Annotated in this window: 14 protein-coding genes, 2 tRNA genes and 1 pseudogene; 13 read left to right on the top strand and 4 right to left on the bottom strand. The window is 71.4% G+C overall.

The window, feature by feature from the left end:
- Window positions 1-37 precede the first annotated feature (37 nt).
- From LZG04_RS33370 to cimA, 4 genes are all read left to right on the top strand, one after another.
- Window positions 38-1,105 (top strand): FecCD family ABC transporter permease, encoded by a 1,068-nt coding sequence (locus tag LZG04_RS33370; RefSeq protein ID WP_374202940.1) that lies wholly within the window; start codon window positions 38-40, stop codon window positions 1,103-1,105.
- Window positions 1,105-1,857 carry an ABC transporter ATP-binding protein gene (locus LZG04_RS33375; RefSeq protein WP_233824678.1) on the top strand — a complete coding sequence of 251 codons (753 nt, stop codon included), beginning with the start codon at window positions 1,105-1,107 and terminating at the stop codon, window positions 1,855-1,857. Before LZG04_RS33370 ends, LZG04_RS33375 begins: the two co-directional genes overlap by 1 nt.
- Window positions 1,854-2,831, top strand: coding sequence for an ABC transporter substrate-binding protein (locus LZG04_RS33380; protein WP_233824680.1), 978 nt, complete (start codon window positions 1,854-1,856; stop codon window positions 2,829-2,831). Before LZG04_RS33375 ends, LZG04_RS33380 begins: the two co-directional genes overlap by 4 nt.
- A gap of 188 nt (window positions 2,832-3,019) precedes the next feature.
- On the top strand, window positions 3,020-4,630 hold the full coding sequence (gene cimA, locus LZG04_RS33385; protein ID WP_233824682.1) for a citramalate synthase: 1,611 nt from the start codon (window positions 3,020-3,022) through the stop codon (window positions 4,628-4,630).
- Here the strand turns inward: cimA and LZG04_RS33390 are convergent.
- Window positions 4,611-5,252: a S1 family peptidase gene (locus tag LZG04_RS33390; protein WP_233824684.1), complete on the bottom strand. Its 642-nt coding sequence runs from the start codon at window positions 5,250-5,252 to the stop codon at window positions 4,611-4,613. The two genes, cimA and LZG04_RS33390, sit on opposite strands and share 20 nt — an antisense overlap.
- Before the next feature lie 57 nt (window positions 5,253-5,309).
- On the opposite strand from LZG04_RS33390, the gene LZG04_RS33395 reads away from it, so the two are divergent.
- Entirely contained in the window at window positions 5,310-6,080 is a 771-nt protein-coding gene (locus LZG04_RS33395) for a fumarylacetoacetate hydrolase family protein (RefSeq protein WP_233824686.1), read from the top strand.
- A 3-nt stretch (window positions 6,081-6,083) separates the two neighbouring features.
- Here LZG04_RS33395 and LZG04_RS33400 read toward each other — a convergent pair whose 3' ends face one another.
- Entirely contained in the window at window positions 6,084-7,331 is a 1,248-nt protein-coding gene (locus tag LZG04_RS33400; protein ID WP_233824688.1) for an FAD-dependent oxidoreductase, read from the bottom strand.
- Window positions 7,332-7,420: 89 nt separating this feature from the next.
- On the opposite strand from LZG04_RS33400, the gene gltX reads away from it, so the two are divergent.
- From gltX to LZG04_RS33420, 4 genes are all read left to right on the top strand, one after another.
- Window positions 7,421-8,926: a glutamate--tRNA ligase gene (gene gltX / locus LZG04_RS33405; protein ID WP_233824690.1), complete on the top strand. Its 1,506-nt coding sequence runs from the start codon at window positions 7,421-7,423 to the stop codon at window positions 8,924-8,926.
- 104 nt (window positions 8,927-9,030) lie between these two features.
- Complete coding sequence (locus LZG04_RS33410) at window positions 9,031-9,768, top strand: HAD family hydrolase (RefSeq protein ID WP_233824692.1); 738 nt, start codon at window positions 9,031-9,033, stop codon at window positions 9,766-9,768.
- Window positions 9,769-9,869: 101 nt separating this feature from the next.
- Window positions 9,870-9,941: transfer RNA gene (locus tag LZG04_RS33415), tRNA-Gln, on the top strand.
- An 86-nt stretch (window positions 9,942-10,027) separates the two neighbouring features.
- Window positions 10,028-10,100 (top strand) — tRNA-Glu (locus LZG04_RS33420).
- Between the two features lie 194 nt (window positions 10,101-10,294).
- Here the strand turns inward: LZG04_RS33420 and LZG04_RS33425 are convergent.
- A complete protein-coding gene (locus LZG04_RS33425; protein WP_053723084.1) occupies window positions 10,295-10,996 on the bottom strand; it encodes an IclR family transcriptional regulator in 702 nt (233 codons plus the stop codon).
- Between the two features lie 71 nt (window positions 10,997-11,067).
- On the opposite strand from LZG04_RS33425, the gene leuC reads away from it, so the two are divergent.
- From leuC to LZG04_RS33445, 4 genes and pseudogenes are all read left to right on the top strand, one after another.
- Complete coding sequence (gene leuC / locus LZG04_RS33430) at window positions 11,068-12,471, top strand: 3-isopropylmalate dehydratase large subunit (protein WP_233824694.1); 1,404 nt, start codon at window positions 11,068-11,070, stop codon at window positions 12,469-12,471.
- Between the two features lie 15 nt (window positions 12,472-12,486).
- The gene (leuD, locus tag LZG04_RS33435) at window positions 12,487-13,089 is read left to right on the top strand and encodes a 3-isopropylmalate dehydratase small subunit (protein ID WP_233824696.1); all 603 of its coding nucleotides are present in this window, start codon (window positions 12,487-12,489) and stop codon (window positions 13,087-13,089) included.
- Between the two features lie 209 nt (window positions 13,090-13,298).
- Window positions 13,299-13,991 (top strand): HU family DNA-binding protein, encoded by a 693-nt coding sequence (locus LZG04_RS33440; RefSeq protein WP_233824698.1) that lies wholly within the window; start codon window positions 13,299-13,301, stop codon window positions 13,989-13,991.
- A 411-nt stretch (window positions 13,992-14,402) separates the two neighbouring features.
- A pseudogene (locus tag LZG04_RS33445) lies at window positions 14,403-14,777 on the top strand (IS481 family transposase); the annotation flags it as partial.
- A 228-nt stretch (window positions 14,778-15,005) separates the two neighbouring features.
- Here LZG04_RS33445 and LZG04_RS33450 read toward each other — a convergent pair.
- Entirely contained in the window at window positions 15,006-15,917 is a 912-nt protein-coding gene (locus LZG04_RS33450; RefSeq protein ID WP_233824975.1) for an NUDIX hydrolase, read from the bottom strand.
- Between the last annotated feature and the right edge of the window lie 4 nt (window positions 15,918-15,921).

Consider the following 15,921-nt stretch of genomic DNA (forward strand, 5'->3'; position numbering starts at 1 on the left):
GGTGGCCGGGCCGGGCCACCCGTCCGGAAGGCGACCGGTGACGCCCACCAGCAGCCAGGCACGTCCCCCGACCGCACGCCGCCCGCCCACCGCCGGCCTGTGCCTCGCCCTCACCGCCGTGCTCGCCGCCTCGGTCGTCGCGGGCGTCGCGCTCGGACCGGTCGGCATCGGGTTCGGCGACGTCCTGCGCTTCCTCGCCGCCGCGCTCACCGGCGGCACGCTCGACGCGGCCGAGGCCGGCCCCTACCGGATCGTCTGGGACATCCGCCTGCCCCGCGTGCTGCTCGCCGCCGTCGTCGGCGCGGGCCTGTCCGCGGTCGGCGTCGCCATCCAGGCCATGGTCCGCAACGCCCTGGCCGACCCGTACGTGCTGGGCATCTCCTCCGGCGCGAGCGTCGGCGCGACCGCCGTCGTGACCACGGGCCTGTTCGCCTCCCTCGGCATCTACGCCCTGTCCACGGCCGCGTTCCTGGCCGCGCTCGCCGCGATGGGCCTGGTCTACGTGGTGACCGGCCGAGACCTGACCCCGTTGCGCCTGGTCCTCACCGGCACCGCGATGGCTTACGGCTTCTCCGCGGTCGCCATGCTGCTGGTGTTCCAGTCGCCGCGCGGTGAGGCCGCCCGCGCCGCGATGTTCTGGCTGCTCGGCAGCCTCGGCGGCGTCACGTGGACGTCGCTGCCGATCGCCGCCGCCGTCACCGCCGCGGGCATCGCCTACCTGCTGACCCGCGCCAAGCACCTCAACGCCCTGTCCATGGGCGACGAGACCGCCACCACCCTCGGCATCGACGTCTCCCGCACCCGCAAGGCGCTGTTCGGCGTCACGGCCGCGATGACGGGCGTGCTGGTCGCGGTCAGCGGCGCGGTCGGGTTCGTCGGCCTCATGCTGCCGCACCTGGTCCGCCTCGTCGTCGGCGCGGACCACCGCAAGGTGCTCGCCGTGGCGCCCCTGGCGGGTGCGTGCTTCCTCATCTGGGTGGACGTCGCCGCACGCCTGCTCGCCGCCCCGGAGGAGTTGCCGCTGGGCGTCATCACGGCCGCGCTGGGCGTGCCGTGCTTCATCCTGCTGATGCGCCGCCGCGGCTACGTGTTCGGCGGTCGCTGATGGACGTCCGACTCGACGACCTCCGCGTCGACGGCATCCTGCGCGGCGTCGACCTGCACGCGCCCGACCGCGAGGTGCACGGCATCGTCGGCCCGAACGGCAGCGGCAAGTCCACGACGCTGCGCTGCGTGTACCGGGCGCTGCGGCCGTCCGGGGGAGCGGTCCTCCTCGACGGCCGCGACATCGCCGGGGCGAGGGTCCGCGACACCGCCGAGCACCTCGCCGCGCTCACCCAGGACAGCCACGTCGAGTTCGACTTCACCGTCACCGAGGTGGTCGCGATGGGACGCCTGCCGCACCGGGGCTCGCCCGAGGACGACGAGGAGGTGGTCGCCGAGGCGCTGTCCCGGGTGGACGCCGCCCACCTCGCCCACCGCGGTTTCCTCAGCCTCTCCGGCGGCGAGCGCCAGCGCGTCCTCATCGCCCGCGCCCTCGCCCAGCGGCCGAAGGTGCTCGTCCTGGACGAACCCACCAACCACCTCGACATCAACCACCAGCTCGCGGTCCTGTCGCTGGTCCGGGGCCTGGGCGTGACCGTCCTCGCGGTCCTGCACGACCTCAACCTCGCCGCCGCCCACTGCGACCGGCTGCACGTGCTCGACGGCGGCCGGGTGGTGCGCAGCGGCACGCCGGAGGAGGTGCTCACCCCCGAGGTGCTGCACGAGGTCTTCCGCGTCCGCGCCCACGTCGTGCGCCACCCCACCAGCGGCGTGCCCCAACTGCTGTTCGAACACAGGGAGTCGACCCCGTGAAGAAGCTCGTCGCCCTCGTCCTCGTGCTCACGACCGGCTGCGGCGCGACCATCGCGCCCGCCGCCACGACCGGCGCGGTCACCGTCACCAACTGCGGTCGGGAGGTCACGTACGCGACACCGTCCCGTGTGGTCACCAACGACACCGGCATCGCCGAGCTGATGTTCGCGCTCGGCCTGGGCGACCGGATGGCCGGGTACGTCATCGGCGGCGGCCAGGCCCGTGACGTCGCCTCCTCGCCGTGGAAAGCGGACTTCGAGCGCGTGCCGAACCTCGGTGAGCAGATCACCAAGGAGCTCGTGCAGGGCGTCGGGGCCGACTTCGTGTTCGCGGGCTGGAACTACGGCTTCTCGGAGGCGACCGGGTTCACCCCGGACGCCCTGGCGGACCTCGGCATCGCCACCTACCAGCTCACCGAGGCGTGCCGAAACGGCGTGGGCAAGCAGCGCGGCATCATGCCGCCGCTGGACGCCCTCTACACCGATCTGCGCAACCTCGGCCGCGTGTTCGGCGTGGAGGCGAAGGCCGAAGAGCTCATCGCGGGGTACCGCAAGCAGGTGGACGACGCCGCGAAGCTCGTCAAGCAGAACCGCCCGAAGGTGTTCCTCTACGACAGCGGCCTCGACCAGCCGTTCACCTCCGGCCGCAACGCCGCACCGCACGACATCATCGGCAAGGCGGGCGGTGACAACGTCTTCGGCGACCTCGACGACAGCTGGACCACGGTCGGCTGGGAGGCCGTCGTGGACCGCGCGCCGGACGTGGTGCTGATCAACGACTACGCCGACGGCGAGGCGACCACACCGGACGAGAAGCGGGCGTTCCTCCAGTCGTACCCGCCGCTGGCCGACGTGCCCGCCATCAAGCACGGGCGGTTCTTCGTGCTGCCTTACGCGGCGTTGGTGGAGGGCCCGCGCAACCCGGCCGCGATCGAGGCGTTCGCCAGGTTCTTGGCCGATAGCTTCCACCCATAGTGTGGGACGACCCGTCCGCGGCTTGGTATCCGCGGACGGGTTGTGGCACCATCGCTGACGTGGCTCTCCACACCGTGATCATTGTTTCCCAGCGCGTCGGGTAGTGCTGCCTCGAAGCACCCGGCGCGCCGACCTCTCGCATCCTGCGGGGGGTCTTTTTGTTTTCCAAGATCTCTAGGAGCCCCCTCGTGACCCCCCTCGGCGATTCATTCCACGTCTTCGACACGACCTTGCGGGACGGTGCCCAGCGCGAGGGCATCTCCTACTCGGTCAACGACAAGCTGGCCGTCGCCCGCCTGCTCGACTCGCTCGGCGTCGGCTTCATCGAGGGTGGCTGGCCGGGCGCCATGCCGAAGGACACCGAGTTCTTCGCCAGGGCCGCCGCGGGGGAGCTCACGCTCAAGCACGCGCAGTTGGTCGCGTTCGGCTCGACCCGCAAGGCGGGCGTCAAGGTGGAGGAAGACCCGCAGGTCAGGGCTCTGCTGGAGGCTCAGACGCCGGTCGTGACGCTGGTCGCGAAGTCCGACCGCAGGCACATCGAACGGGCGCTGCGCACCGACGTGGCGGAGAACTGCGCGATGGTCCGCGACACGGTCGCGCACCTCGTCGGCGAGGGCCGCCGGGTCTTCCTCGACGCCGAGCACTTCTTCGACGGCTTCGCGTTCGACCCGGACACCGCGCTGCGCGTGCTGGAGTCCGCTGTGGAGGGTGGCGCGGACGTCGTCGTGCTGTGCGACACCAACGGCGGCCAGCTGCCCCTGGGCCTGGCCGAGACCGTCGCCGACGTGGTCGCCCGCACGGGCTTCCGGGTCGGCATCCACTGCCAGGACGACACGTCCTGCGCGGTGGCCAACACCATCGCCGCGGTGCAGGCGGGGGCGACCCACGTCCAGTGCACCGCGAACGGCTACGGCGAGCGAGCGGGCAACGCGGACCTGTTCGCCGTCGTCGGGAACCTCGTGACCAAGCTCGGCCTCCAGGTGCTACCCACCGAATCGCTGGCCGAGCTCACCCGGGTCTCCCATGCGCTGGCCGAGATCGCGAACATCGCGCCCGACACCCACCAGGCCTACGTCGGGTCGTCGGCCTTCGCCCACAAGGCGGGGCTGCACGCGAGCGCGATCAAGGTGGACCCGGAGTTGTACAACCACATCGACCCGGACACCGTCGGCAACGACATGCGGGTGCTGGTCACCGAGATGGCGGGTCGGGCCAGTCTCGAACTCAAGGGACGTGAGTTCGGGATCGACCTGACCCGCCGGCCCGACGCGCTCACCAACGTGGTGCGCAAGGTCAAGGACCTGGAGGCGGGCGGCTGGTCGTTCGAGGCCGCCGACGCCTCGCTGGAGCTGCTGCTGAAGGCCGAGATGTCCGATCTGGACGAGCCGCCGTTCACGCTGGAGTCCTACCGCGTGGTGCTCGACCACCACCAGGACGGCGCGATCGTGTCCGAGGCCACGGTGAAGGTGCACGTGGCGGGCGAGCGGGTCATCGCCACCGCCGAGGGCAACGGCCCGGTGCACGCGCTGGACGCCGCGTTGCGCAAGGCGCTGCTGCCCCACCTGTCGTGGTTGGACGCGGTGGAGCTGAACGACTACAAGGTGCGCATCCTCCCTGGATCGCACAACTCGGCCGAGCACGGCACCGACGCCGTCACCCGCGTGCTGGTGGAGTCGACCGACGGCGAGCGCGAGTGGACCACCGTGGGCGTGCACGGCAACATCGTCGAGGCCAGTTGGCTCGCCCTGTGCGACGCGCTGGTGCACAAGGCGCTGCGGGTCAGCCCGTCACCAGCGTGAGCCCTTCGGCGGTCAGGACGCGGTTGAGCGGCTCGAAGTAGGAGGTGCCGCCGACGGTGCAGTTGCCGCTGCCGCCGAGCACGTGCCCCTGGGCCTGGGAGCCGGTGAAGACCGGGGCCCACTGGTCGCCGGGCTCGCTGCACAGGTTGGTCCGGGTGAGGCCGTAGACGACGCCGGTGGGGTAGTTGACCGTGACGTTCTTGGCCTGCACGGTGCCGCACCGCAACCCGGTGGTGCGGCCCGCCGCGCACACCGTCCCGCCGACCGGCGTCTCGGTCGAGCCGGTGATGGTGCCGCCGCTCCCGGCGATGGTGGGCCGCTGGACCCAGGCGGTCGTGTTGGTGATCCGGACGATCGCGTAGGTCTGGCGGACCGCCACGATCGGGCCGACGTCCACGAGGCCGGGGCCGCGGACCACCGTGCCGAGCGCACCGCAGGAGGTCGGCACGATGAGGTGGCCGCGGGCGTTGAAGCCGTTGGCGCAGCGTCCGCCGGACGACGGGTACAGGCTGGTGCCGGCTTCCAGCGGGGTCGGCAGCGCGGCACCGATCTCTTCCGGGGTGGCCGCGGCCGGCGCGGCCGCGGCGACGAGCAGGGTCAGCACGATCAGCAGGGTTCGCATCTCTCCGACGCTAGGCACGCACGGTGGCGTTTCAAGCCGCCGGTTAGGGTGATTGCCGTGCGCATTGCCCGTATCGCCCAACCCGACGGCCTGGCCTTCGCCGCGATCGAAGGCGAAGGCGACGACCTCACCGCGGTCGAGATCGCCGACGACCCGTTCGCCAACCCGACGTTCACCGGCCGCCGCTGGCCGCTGGCCGACGTCCGGCTGCTGGCCCCGTTCCTGCCGCCCAAGATCGTGGCCATCGGCCGCAACTACGCCGAGCACGCCGCCGAGATGGGCAACGAGGTGCCGGCCGAGCCGTTGATGTTCCTCAAGCCCAACACCGCCGTGATCGGGCCGAACGCGGAGATCAAGCTGCCCGCGGTGTCCGAGCGGGTCGACTTCGAGGGCGAGCTGGCCGTCGTGGTCGGCGTCGGCGGCCGGGACATCCCCGCCTCGCGCGCCCGCCAGTCCGTGCTCGGCTACACGATCGCCAACGACGTCACCGCGCGTGACCTGCAGAAGTCCGACGGGCAGTGGACGCGGGCCAAGGGCTTCGACACGTTCTGCCCGCTCGGCCCGTGGGTGGAGACCGAGTTCGACCCGTCCGACGTGGCCATCCGCACCGAGGTGGACGGCGTGGTCAAGCAGGACTCGCGCACCTCGCTGCTGCTGCACGGCATCCCCGAGCTGATCGAGTACATCTCCTCGGTGATGACGCTGCGGCCGCTCGACGTGATCCTCACCGGCACCCCCGCCGGGGTCGGCCCGCTGACCGCCGGGCAGACCGTGTCGGTGACCGTCGAGGGCCTGGGCACGCTCACGAACACCGTCGCCAACCGCTGACCGTCAGCTCCTCTCGATCCGCTCGGGCGCGCGCCGGGCGAACCCCGGCGCGTGCTCGGGCCGCAGCCCGATGGCCACCAGGTAGGCGGGCACGCCTTGCAGCAGCGGGAACCGCCGCATCAGCCGGACCGGCAGCGGCGGACGCCCCGGTGCGGCGGCGGCCGTGCCGGTGAGCGCCGGCTTGAGGAACGAGTCCTGGATCCGCCGCTGCACCGCCTGGGTCACCACCGTGGGCAACCACCGCCTGCGCCGCACCTTGGCCAGCACCCGCGGGTGCAACTCGCCCCGCCGCAGGGGCGCGGCCACGATCCGCGCGGCGGCCACCGCGTCCTGCACGGCCAAGTTGATGCCGACCCCGCCGATGGGCGACATGGCGTGCGCCGCGTCGCCGATGCACAGCGCGCCGTCGGTGTGCCACTGCCGCAGCCGGTCGAGCTTGACGTCCAGCAGCTTCACGTCGTCCAGCGACTCGACGGTCTCCATGCGCTCCTCCAGCCACGGCAGGAGCCGCACGACCCGCTGCCGGAACGCGGCGATCCCCTCCGACCGCAGCAGCTCGTCGGTGCCCTTGCGGATCAGGTAGGCGCACTGGAAGTAGTCGCCGCGGTTGATCAGCACCATCGCCTGGCCCTGGGTGAACCGCCCGGTCGCGCCGCTGAGCTCGCCCGGGTTGCGCGGGATGCGGAACCACCACACGTCCATCGGCGCACCGAACTCGTGCACCGGCAGCCGGAGCTGCTCGCGCACCAGCGACCGCCGCCCGTCGGCCGCGATGACGAGGTCCGCCGCCAGCTCGCCGGTCTCGCCACCGCGCGTGCGGTAGCTCACGCCCGTCACCTTGCCGCCGGTGCGCAGCAGCCCGGTGAACTCGGTGTTCATCCGCAGGGTGAACATCGGCTCGCGCTTGCCCGCGTCGGCCAGCAGGTCCAGGAAGTCCCACTGCGGCACGAACGCGATGTGCTTGTGCCGCCCCGGCAGGCGGGTGAGGTCGCCCATCGTCTGCGGGCCGGTGTCCAGCAGCACCTGCACCTTGTCCACGAGCTGGTGCGGCACCTCGGCGAACGACGGCCCGAGCCCGAGCTCGTCAAGCAGCGTCAACGTCGACGCGTGCACCGTGTCACCGCGGAAGTCGCGCAGGAAGTCGCCGTGCTTCTCCAGCACCGTGACCTCGACACCGGCCCTGGCCAGCAACAACCCGGCCACCATGCCCGCCGGGCCGCCCCCGACGACCACGACACCAGTCCTCTCCATGATCCACCCCTCTGTTTTCAACGCCAGTTGAATAAGTTCAGGATGCTCCGGAGTGCGGTCCCGGTCAAGCCGGATACGCTGATCGGGTCATGAGCGCATCAGCAGCTCCGCCGGTCGGAGCAGGCCCGGCGGTCCGCGTCCGCTTCAGCCCGTCGCCCACCGGCGCGCCGCACCTGGGCCTCGCCCGCACCGCCCTGTTCAACTGGGCGTACGCGCGCCACACCGGCGGCGCGGTGGTCTTCCGGATCGAGGACACCGACGCGCCCCCCGACTCCGAGGCGTCGTACCTGCACCTGCTGGAGGCCATGCGCTGGCTCGGCCTCGACTGGGACGAGGGCCCCGAGGTGGGCGGCCCGCACGCGCCGTACCGGCAGAGCCTGCGCCGACACCTCTACGACGACGTCGTCGAGCGCCTGGTGGAGGCGGGCGAGCTGTACGAGTCGTTCTCCACGGCCGACGAGGTCGAGGCGCGCCGCAAGGCCGCGGGCCAGGATCCGAAGCTCGGCTACGACGGCCACGACCGCGACCTGACCGAAGAGCGCAAGGCCGCGTTGCGCGCCGAAGGCCGCGAACCGGTGCTGCGCCTGAGGATGCCCGACGAGGACATCACGTGGGTCGACCTGGTGCGCGGCGAGATCACCGTCAAGGCGGGCAGCACGCCCGACCCGGTGCTGGTGCGCGCCGACGGCGACCCGCTGCACCCGTTCGCGGACCCGGTGGACGACGCCCTGATGGGCATCACGCACGTGCTGCGCGGCGAGGACCTGCTCCCGTCGACGCCGCGGCACATCGCGGTGCACCGGGCGTTGGCCCGGATCGGCGTGACGTCGTCCACGCCGAGGTTCGGGCACCTGCCGCCCGTGGTGGGCGAGGGCGACAAGAAGCTCTCCAAGCGCGACCCGCGCTCGAACCTGTTCCACTACCGCGACCGCGGTTTCCTGCCCGAGGGCCTGCTGAACTACCTGGCACTGCTGGGCTGGTCCACCGCCGACGACCGCGACGTGTTCTCCGTCGCCGAGCTGGTCGAGGCGTTCGAGCCGCAGCGGGTCAGCCGCAACCCGGCCCGGTTCGACCTGAAGAAGGCCGAGGCGGTCAACGCCACGCACCTGCGCGCGCTGCCCGTCGAGGACTTCGTCGACCGCGTGGTGCCGCACCTGGTCAAGGACGGCGTGCTGCCGGCCGGGCCGAGCCCGGAGCAGCTGGCGGTGCTGACGGCCGTCGCGCCACTGGTGCAGGAGCGGCTGGTCGTGCTGTCCGAAGCGTCCGGGATGGTGCGGTTCCTGTTCGTGGCGGAGCAGGACTTCGCGCCCGAGGAGGACGCCGCGGCCACCGCGCTCGGCGAGGACGCCCGGCCCGTGCTCGAGGCGAGCGTCGCCGCCCTGGAGCCCTTGCCGGAGTGGACCGCCGCCGCGATCGAGGGCGCGCTCAAAGCGTCTCTTGTGGACGGAACGGGGCTCAGACCGCGCCGGGCCTACGCGCCGGTGCGGGTTGCCGTGACGGGCCGTACCGTCTCGCCGCCACTCTACGAATCCATGGAACTACTGGGTCGGAGTCGCTCGATCGGGCGATTGCGCCGCGCGCTCGGGGCAATCTGACTGGTTCGTTCGGGCGGTTCAGGGGTGCTTGACCGTGCAAGAACCCCTAGATATCACCTCTCTGGTCGAGTCGGACGGGGGTCGCCCGCACCTAGCCTCACGGGGTGACAACCGCAGCCCCGACTTCCACCCCTCGGAGAACCGGCGAGATCCGGGCCGTGTGCCTCGACGTCGACGACACCCTCGTCGACTACAGCACCTCGTCCCGGGCCGCCCTGGCCGCGATGGTCGGCAACGCCGACGCCTGGCCGCTGTGGCAGCGCATCACCGATGAGCACTGCGAACGCCTGCTCGCGGGCGAGCTCGAGTACGAGACCATGCGGAACATCCGGACCCGGGCGTTCTTCGCGGCGCTGGGCGAGGAGCTGGACGAGGAGGAGGCGACCCGCCGGGAACTGCACCGGCAGGAAGTCCTCGCCTCCGGCTGGCGGCTGTTCCCGGACGTGGTGCCCTGCCTGGAGTGGCTGCGGGCCACCGGTCTGCCCATGGCGGCCGTGAGCAACGCCTCAGGGCGACACCAACGGGTGAAAATCGCCACGCTGGGACTGGCCCAGTACTTCGACACGGTCCTCATCGCCGGCGAGGTCGGCGCGGCCAAACCGGACCGGGTGATCTTCGACACCGCGTGCGCCGACCTGGGGGTGGAGCTCAGCGACACGGTGCACATCGGCGACCGCCTGCACGCCGACGCGATCGGCGCGCGCGACGCGGGCATGAAGGGCGTGTGGCTGAACCGCCAGGGCCCGCGCGAGGGTGCCCTGCCCGCCGGCATCTCGGCCATCAGCAGCCTCGCTGAGCTGCCGGAACTCCTCGTCTGCGAGCTGTCGACCGCCTCGGCGTGACCCCGATTTCCGTTCCGCCGGGCCCGTGGTCTAGTATTCCTTCCGGCGGAACGGAGAGGCCCCCTGAGCAAGACTGACGGGGAGCCGGGCCGGGAACCCAATGGGGTATGGTGTAATTGGCAGCACGACTGATTCTGGTTCAGTTAGTCTAGGTTCGAGTCCTGGTACCCCAGCTGCGAAGTAGAAAACCAAGTGTGGTAAGCTACTCGCACCGCAGGACAGCAAGGCAAGACGTGCTAAAGTGAATAAGAAAGTTCCTGGCCCCGTCGTCTAGCGGCCTAGGACGCCGCCCTCTCAAGGCGGTAGCGTGGGTTCGAATCCCATCGGGGCTACAGATCCGGGAGATCCCCGTTTCGCTTACGCGAAACGGGGATCTTTCGCTTTTACACCGGGGGTGCGACCCCTGGGCCCCGCGCAGGAGGGGCTTCGCCCCCTACACCCCCGGCGCGAGCGGGCACCGTGGGCAATCCGCAGCGCCCCCGCCGGTCTGGCTGTGGCGGGGGCGCGTAAGAGCCGGTGGAGGGCCCTAGAGGCGGGATTGGAGGGCTTCGGCGGCGGCCAGGAGGTCGGCGGCCCAGCGAGCGCCCGGACGGCGGCCCATGCGGTCGATGGGGCCCGAAACGGAGACCGCGGCCACCACCGAGCCGGTGCTGTCGCGGACCGGGGCGGAAACCGAAGCTACGCCCGGTTCGCGTTCCGCTACGGATTGCGCCCAACCGCGGCGGCGCACTTCCAACAATGTGCGCTCGCCGTAAACCGCGTCGGCCAGAACGGAGCGCTGAGTTCCCGGATCGGCCCACGCGGCCAATACCTTCGCGCCCGAACCCGCCGTCATCGGCAATCGCGCGCCGATCGGCACGGTGTCGCGCAAACCACTCGGTGGTTCCGCCGAGGACACGCAGATCCGCTGCATCCCGTCCCGCCGGTACAACTGGACGCTCTCGCCCGTGATGTCGCGCAACCGCGGCAACACCGAGGACGCCGCGTCGAGCAGCGGGTCGGTGGCCCCGCCCGCCAACTCCGCCAGTGCCGCGCCCGGACGCCAGCGGCCGTCGGAACCCCGTCGCAGCAACCGGTGCACCTCGAGCCCGACCGCCAACCGGTGCGCGGTAGCCCTCGGCAAGCCCGTCCGGTTGCACAACTCGGCGAGCCCACACGGATCCTTTGCGACGGCGTTCAAGACAGCCACTGCCTTGTCCAGCACGCCGATCCCGCTATGCTGTCCCACAAGCCGATACTAACTTCCCACTGTCTGGGAAGTCCAGATCTATCGACTGTCCAGATCTTGGGAGAGTTGCGATGAGCCGCACGCTCGCGGAGAAGGTGTGGGAAGCACACGTCGTGCGCCACGGCAGTGGCGCGGAGCCGGACCTGCTCTACATCGACCTCCACCTGCTGCACGAAGTGACCAGCCCGCAGGCGTTCGACGGCCTGCGCCTGGCGGGTCGACAGATCCGCCGACCCGACCTCACGATCGCCACCGAGGACCACAACGTCCCGACGATCGACATCGAGCTCCCCATCGCCGACCCGGTCTCGCGCACGCAGGTCGAGACGCTGCGCAAGAACTGCGCGGAGTTCGGCGTGCGGCTGCACCCGATGGGCGACGCCGAGCAGGGCATCGTGCACGTGGTGGGCCCGCAGCTGGGCCTGACCCAGCCCGGCATGACGGTCGTCTGCGGTGACAGCCACACGTCCACGCACGGCGCGTTCGGCGCGCTGGCGTTCGGCATCGGCACGTCCGAGGTCGAGCACGTGATGGCCACCCAGACGCTGCCGCTGCGACCGTTCAAGACGATGGCCATCACGGTCGACGGTGAGCTCAAGCCCGGCGTCACGGCCAAGGACATCATCCTCGCGGTGATCGCGAAGATCGGCACCGGCGGCGGCCAGGGCTACGTCCTGGAGTACCGGGGCAGCGCGATCGAGGCGCTGTCCATGGAAGCCCGCATGACCGTGTGCAACATGTCGATCGAGGCGGGCGCCCGCGCGGGCATGATCGCGCCGGACCAGACCACGTTCGACTACATCCAGGGCCGCCCGCACGCCCCGTCCGGCGCGGACTGGGACGCGGCGGTGGAGTACTGGAAGACCCTGCGCACCGACGACGACGCCGAGTTCGACGCCGAGGTCCGCCTCGACGCCGACGAGCTCACGCCGTTCGTCACCTGGGGCACCAACCCGGGCCAGGGCCTGCCGCTGAGCGCGTCGGTGCCCGACCCCGAGGCCATCGTCGACGAGAACGAGCGCGTGGCCGCGGAGAAGGCGCTGACCTACATGGGGCTGGAGCCGGGCACCCCGCTGCGCGACATCCACGTCGACACGGTGTTCCTCGGCTCGTGCACCAACGGCCGCATCGAGGACCTGCGCGCCGCGGCGGACGTCCTGCGCGGCCACAAGGTGGCCGACGGCGTCCGGATGCTCGTCGTGCCCGGGTCCATGCGGGTGCGCGCGCAGGCCGAGTCCGAAGGCTTGCACGAGGTGTTCCTGGCGGCGGGCGCGGAGTGGCGCCAGGCCGGTTGCTCGATGTGCCTGGGCATGAACCCGGACCAGCTCAAGCCGGGCGAGCGCAGCGCGTCGACCTCCAACCGCAACTTCGAGGGCAGGCAGGGCAAGGGTGGGCGCACCCACCTGGTTTCGCCACTCGTGGCCGCCGCCACCGCCGTGCGCGGCACCCTTTCGTCGCCCGCCGACCTGGTCTGAGGGAGTACTACGAACATGGATGCGTTCACCAGGCACACCGGGGTCGGGGTTCCGCTGCGCAGGTCCAACGTGGACACCGACCAGATCATCCCGGCCGTCTACCTCAAGCGCGTGACCCGCACGGGCTTCGAGGACGGCCTGTTCGCCGCCTGGCGCGGCGACGAGCAGTTCGTGCTCAACCAGGAGCCCTTCCGGGCGGGCAGCGTGCTCGTCGCGGGGCCCGATTTCGGCACCGGGTCGTCCCGGGAGCACGCCGTCTGGGCGCTCATGGATTACGGCTTCCGGGTGGTCATCTCCTCCCGGTTCGCCGACATCTTCCGGGGCAACGCGGGCAAGCAGGGCCTCGTGGCCGCCCAGTGCGAGCAGTCCGATGTCGAATTGCTGTGGAAGCTGCTGGAGAACGACCCCGGCACGGAGGTCACCGTCGACCTGGCGGAGAAGACCGTTGTGGCGAAGGACTTCACCGCCCCCTTCACCATCGACGACTACACCCGCTGGCGGCTGCTGGAGGGATTGGACGACATCGCCCTGACCCTTCGGCACGCCGACGACATCACCGAGTTCGAGCGCCGCAGGCAGGGTTGGTTGCCGACTACCGATCCGCTGCCCGCCCGGTGACGCCGAAGGGGTCGGATTCCCTCCCCAACAGCGGGAATCCGACCCCTTCGATCCCTCCGCCGGCCGCCCGGGTGTCCCTCGACAGGTCGTAATTGCCCACGCCACAACAAGAAATCTGGCGTGGCGATTGGTATTTCCTTGCATATGGGCTTACCGTGGGCAATCAGTCGGCCCGACTAGGGCCGTGAGCGTCCTGGGAGGGACTGAAGGTGAACAAGGCCCAGCTCATCGAGGCGCTCGCCGAGCGCCTTGGCGACAAGAAGAACGCCGCTGCCGCCGTCGACGGCCTCGTCGACGTCATCGTCCGCAGCGTCCACAAGGGCGAGAAGGTCAACATCACCGGCTTCGGTGTCTTCGAGAAGCGTGCCCGTGCGGCCCGCACCGCTCGCAACCCGCGCACCGGTGAGACCGTGAAGGTCAAGAAGACCAACGTTCCCGCGTTCCGCGCGGGTTCGACGTTCAAGGACGTCATCAGCGGCACGAAGAAGCTGCCGCGCGTCACGGCCGCCAAGCCCGCCGCGGCCGCGGCGGCCAAGCCGGCCGCCGCGACGAAGGCCCCGGCGACCCGCGGCACCACCGCGCGGGCCACCACCGCGCGCGCGACGCGCAGCACCGGCACCGCCACGCGTGCCGCTGCGGCAGCCACGAAGGCGCCGGCGACCCGCCGGACCGCCGCGGCGGCGAAGCCCGCCGCCGCGACCGCCACCAAGGCCGCGCCTGCCAAGAGCACCGCGACCAAGGCCACCGCCGCGAAGTCGACCGCGGCCAAGGCGAGCACCGCGGCCAAGCCGGCGGCCAAGAAGGCCACCAGCACCGCGGCGAAGGCGACGACGGCGAAGGCCACCACGGCCGCCGCCGCGAAGCCCGCGGCGGCGAAGAAGGCCCCGGCCAAGAAGAAGTGAAACCGGGCCGGGTGATCAACCGGCCAGGTACGCAACACACGCTCAGGGCCCGGTGCGGACGCGCACCGGGCCCTGAGCGCTGTCCGCACCGGAACCCCGAACCCCCGCGCGAGTCCTACGTTCAGAACGCGCGTGTCCTACGTTCAGAACCCCCGAGTTCAACGCTCAGAACGTGGCGGGGGTGTTCAGGTCGGTGAACGGTCGGCGCGAATGGCGCGCGGGCCCCAACGGGTGCACGGTGTGTTCGGGACTTCACCAGTCGCGCGTGCGGAGACCCGAAACCCGCTTCGGCGTGATGCCGAAGACGCTTCGCAGGGGTCTCCCTGCTTTCAGGCTGCCGGCTGGGTGTACTGCCCACGGAGGTTGTGGACGCTCGGACACGTAGTCGGATGATGTTGGCATGAGGCCCTGGTGACCCACGCCGACGCACCGTTTACGCCCGCGGGCCGACTGCGCCTGGCCCGCTGTGGCGTGGACGAGGGGTGGCCGCTGCGGCGGGCCTGGTCGACCGGTCCGGCCGCCCGCGCAACAGCCCGCGCCGCGCGCCGACACGGACCGGGCGGCGGACCGTCGACCTGCGGGTCACCCGCCGGTGGGGCCGGTCCGCATCACCCCACCACCTGAGCCCGCACCCGTCCACGGTGCACCGGGTGCTGTCCCGTCACGGCCTGCACCGGGCCACCGGACGGGTGGCCCGCCGCTACGAGCACGACGCCCACGGGCGACCTGGTCCACGTCGACATCAAGAAGCCGGGCAACATCCCCGACGGCGGCGGCCACAAGGTCCAGGCCTTCTTCGCCGCCAACGGCACCACCGCCAGGTCGAGCGCTACAACCGCACCCTGCTCCGACACCGCACTGGGCGGCCTCCCACCCGCCGGCCGCGTTCCCGACCTCACGGGACAACACAGCTGGGTCTGACATGTCCGGCGTGGTGGAGAACTCACCGTGCTCGAACGGACTCGTCCGGTGACCCGACCGGCCCAGTCGGGGCGCACGAGTGGCCGAGTCGGGTCAGGTGGTCGGCGTCGGCAGGGCGGTGGGGAAGTAGTGGGCCGAGACCAGGCGCGGCCACGAGGTGTGCGAGTCCGAAGTGGACCACCCCGGCTCCGGTCGGCGGAACGCCAGCAGCCACGTGCTGCCCTTCTTGCACGGCGTGCCGCTCAACGACACCCCGCCCAGGTCGGCGAGGGTGGACACGATGTCCGGGATCACGCCGCCCTGGCTGCACACGACCGGCGTGCCGACGCCGTCCGCGATCTCCAGCAGCCGCACCAGCCCGGCCTCGCGGTCCGGCCAGTACCCCTCCTCGGACAGCCGCGGCTCCAGCAGCACGCCCACGCCGAGGTCCTCCGCCACGCCCCGGACGGTGTCCACGCACCGCACGCGGGGCGCGGAGTGCACGCGCGCCGGCCCCCACAGCGGCAGCATCGACCGCAGCCCGCCGGCCTGCCGCCACCCCGCCGCGCTCAACGGCCGCAGGCTGTCGTCACCCGGCCAGTTGTCCCGCTTGCCCGCCTTCGCGTGCCGCACCAGCAACACCGTCGCCAGGTCCGGCGGCGCCGCCGCGAACGCCGCCAGCACCGAGCGGTCGGTGTCGGACGTGACCAGCGCGGACGCCTCGGCGAACGGCACCCACCGCAGCTCGTCCACCTCGTCGTTCGGCGTGAACGCACCCGACTCGGCCCGCGCGCTGAAGTAGTCCACGACCTTCGGCTTGCCGAAAGCCCGGTACGACACCTGGCACAGGTACCGGCCCAGCACGGCCCGGAACCCGGTCTCCTCCAGCACCTCGCGCACGGCCGCCGCCGGCACGGTCTCACCGGGGTCCAACTTGCCCTTCGGCAACGACCAGTCGTCGTAACGCGGCCGGTGCACGACCGCCACGGATCCATCGCGCCACAGCACGGCGCCCGCTGCCCGGATCAAC

It is taken from the genome of Saccharothrix sp. S26, assembly GCF_021390395.1.
GTDB lineage: Bacteria > Actinomycetota > Actinomycetes > Mycobacteriales > Pseudonocardiaceae > Actinosynnema.